Annotated in this window: 2 protein-coding genes; both read right to left on the minus strand. The window is 46.8% G+C overall.

Features of this window, described 5'->3' with window-relative positions; translation table 11 throughout:
• Nucleotides 1-76: 76 nt before the first annotated feature.
• Complete coding sequence (locus PY364_RS14320; RefSeq protein WP_275523444.1) at nucleotides 77-679, minus strand: Uma2 family endonuclease; 603 nt, start codon at nucleotides 677-679, stop codon at nucleotides 77-79.
• A 71-nt stretch (nucleotides 680-750) separates the two neighbouring features.
• The gene (gene kdpB, locus PY364_RS14325; RefSeq protein ID WP_275523446.1) at nucleotides 751-2,847 is read right to left on the minus strand and encodes a potassium-transporting ATPase subunit KdpB; all 2,097 of its coding nucleotides are present in this window, start codon (nucleotides 2,845-2,847) and stop codon (nucleotides 751-753) included.
• Nucleotides 2,848-2,943 lie beyond the last annotated feature (96 nt).

Below are 2,943 nucleotides of genomic sequence, written 5' to 3' on the forward strand. Positions count from 1 at the left end.
TATATAACGCCGCCATCTTGGCGGTAAAGTCACCGCCAAGATGGCGGCGTTACGGATATTTTTGCGTAAGCAATCTTCAAGTTTGTGGCTGGCGAATTGCATTGCGAAACTCAACTATTGCATCATATTGATCCGGCATATTTGCACAGCGAACTAACAAACCTAAATCCAACTCTGGCAGTAATTCGCTGTGTTCCAATTGTTCATATTGCTGCTCTCGTAAACAATAGATAGAAAGCTGACCTCTTCGCCAAAACCACACTTCAGGAACTTGGATTCGCCTGTAAATTTCTAGCACATTTACCCCGCCACTGGTAACGACTACTTCTATTACTAAGTCAGGGATGTCTTTCTTAGTCTGCAAATTATAAGACTCATCAGGTTCTTTTCTCCCTCCTAATCCGATATTGCCAATAGTTTTGCTACCACGAGCATAAGCGCGGATACCTTTTTCGATAAAATAAAGTTCGAGTAACCACCCAATAGTGCTCTTACCATCTTCATGTTCCTCAGAAAGTGGAGTCATAATATCTAAAGTTCCGTCAAGGTAGACTAAGCGCACGCCTGGGATACCATCCAATGTTGCTTCTATGGCTTCAAATTTCTCCCAACTAATATCATAGAGCGTGATGAGCTGGGTACTCTCACCGATTGGTTTTTCCAAAACTAGAGGATTCATAGGTAATTCCTAATGGCTAAGTGGTCAGTGGACATCTGTTAAATATTGTACATTACCTGTTGCCAACTTGATTAGGCTAACCCAATAGCCACAATCAAAACATCAAAAATTTTGATGCCAATAAATGGCGCAATCACACCTCCTAATCCGTAAATCAAAATATTGCGTTGTAACAACTGATTGGCACTCAATGGCCGGAACTTCACCCCAGTTAAAGCCAAAGGAATCAAAGCTGGAATAATCAAAGCATTGTAAATTAATGCCGACAAAACCGCAGACTGTCCACTCGCCAAACCCATCACATTTAAAGCGCTAACAGGTGCAAACATTGCTGGAATAATTGCAAAATATTTAGCAATGTCATTTGCTAGAGAAAATGTAGTTAGTGCGCCGCGAGTAATTAACAACTGCTTACCAATTGTCACTAAATCGATCAATTTTGTTGGGTCAGAATCCAAATCAACCATATTCGCTGCTTCCTTCGCCGCCTGAGTTCCAGAATTCATTGCTACGCCCACATTTGCCTGGGCTAATGCAGGTGCATCGTTAGTACCATCTCCCGTCATTGCTACTAATTTACCCTCAGCTTGTTGCTGGCGAATTACCTCAATTTTATCCTCTGGCGTGGCTTCTGCAATAAAGTCATCGACCCCTGCTTCTTCCGCAATTACTGAAGCAGTAATGCGGTTATCACCTGTTAACATAATGGTGCGAACTCCCATCCGCCGCAATTGGTCAAAGCGATCGCGAATCCCTGGTTTAATAATGTCTTTCAGATAGATAATGCCGTAGACATCGTTATCTTGACAAACAGCTAAAGGCGTGCCTCCCAACCGCGAAACTCGTTCGTAAGCGGTATCTAAATCTGGTGGCAAATTGCCGCCGCGCGATCGCACAAACCCCTTAATCGCATCTACCGCACCCTTGCGAACCTCGCGGCGATCGGGCAGATCCGTGCCACTCATCCGCGTTTTCGCCGAAAAATCAATTCCTTGAGCCTCAGATCTCTCAAAATCAACGCTAGCGCCCTGTTTTTCTGCCAAGCGCACGATAGATTTCCCTTCCGGTGTTTCGTCAAATATACTGGCCGCGATCGCGATCGTCGCCACCTCCCCCAAGGAGTGATCATTCACCGGGATAAACTCCTCCGCTAAACGGTTTCCTAGCGTGATTGTCCCCGTTTTATCCAAAATCAGCGTACTCACGTCGCCGCAAGCCTCCACTGCCCGCCCAGAGGTCGCTACAACGTTAAACTGAGCCACCCGATCCATCCCCGCAATGCCGATCGCACTGAGTAATCCCCCGATCGTTGTTGGAATCAGCGCCACCAACAGCGAAATCAGCGTCACCACCCCCACAGGCGTTTTTACGTAATTTCCCACAGGCGGAATCGTCACCACCACAATCAAAAATACCTGTGTTAACACCGCCAGCAACACCGTTAGGGCAATTTCATTCGGCGTTTTTGTCCTTTCCGCACCCTCCACCAGCGCGATCATGCGATCGAGAAATCCTTTCCCAGGATCGGCACTCACCCGCAGCGTGAGCTCGTCAGAAATGATGCGAGTACCGCCAGTAACGGAACTCGCGACATCTGAACCCGGTTCCTTGAGCACCGGCGCGGATTCCCCAGTGATCGCAGATTCGTCCACAGAGGCCATCCCTGCGATCACCTCTGCATCAGCGGGAATAATATCGCCTGAAATCGCTTTGATGGTGTCGCCGCGTCTCAAAGAAGTAGAACTTACCTCCTGAATTGTGCCATCAGGCAAGATTTTGCGGGCAGTTGTTTCTGATTTAGTCGATCGCAGCGCGTCTGCTTGCGCCTTCCCCCGTCCTTCGGCCACAGCTTCGGCAAAATTAGCAAATAAAACAGTAAAGAACAGAATTGCTGTTACTAAAGCATTGAATAATCGCTGATTTTCACCAGGTACTCTGCCAAATAAAGTCGGATCGACTGTTAGTAATGCAGTCACAATTGTACCAACCCAAACAATAAACATTACAGGGTTTTTGAGCAGGATTCGCGGGTTTAACTTCGCGAAAGCATCTTTAAAAGCTCTTTGGTAAAGCCCCTTTGTATTTACTTTTGGTGTGTGTCTGCGATCCTCGCGGGGGCCGCTTGCGCGTCGGGTTTCTTTGGAATCAGAGGGATTAGAAGAAGCCATATTTTATCTTTTTGGTTGTGAACTTATAACATGAGAAATTAATCAGCGCAGGACTTACGTAACGCCGCCCTCTGGGCGGTAATTTACCGCCCAGAG

Source organism: Kamptonema sp. UHCC 0994, from assembly GCF_029167235.1.
Lineage (GTDB): Bacteria > Cyanobacteriota > Cyanobacteriia > Cyanobacteriales > Microcoleaceae > Kamptonema.

What these genes read in the sequence shown, in the direction of transcription:
- PY364_RS14320 (WP_275523444.1), bottom strand. Translation starts at nt 679, where the DNA reads ATGAATCCTCTAGTTTTGGAAAAACCAATCGGTGAGAGTACCCAGCTC.
- kdpB (WP_275523446.1), bottom strand. Translation starts at nt 2,847, where the DNA reads ATGGCTTCTTCTAATCCCTCTGATTCCAAAGAAACCCGACGCGCAAGC.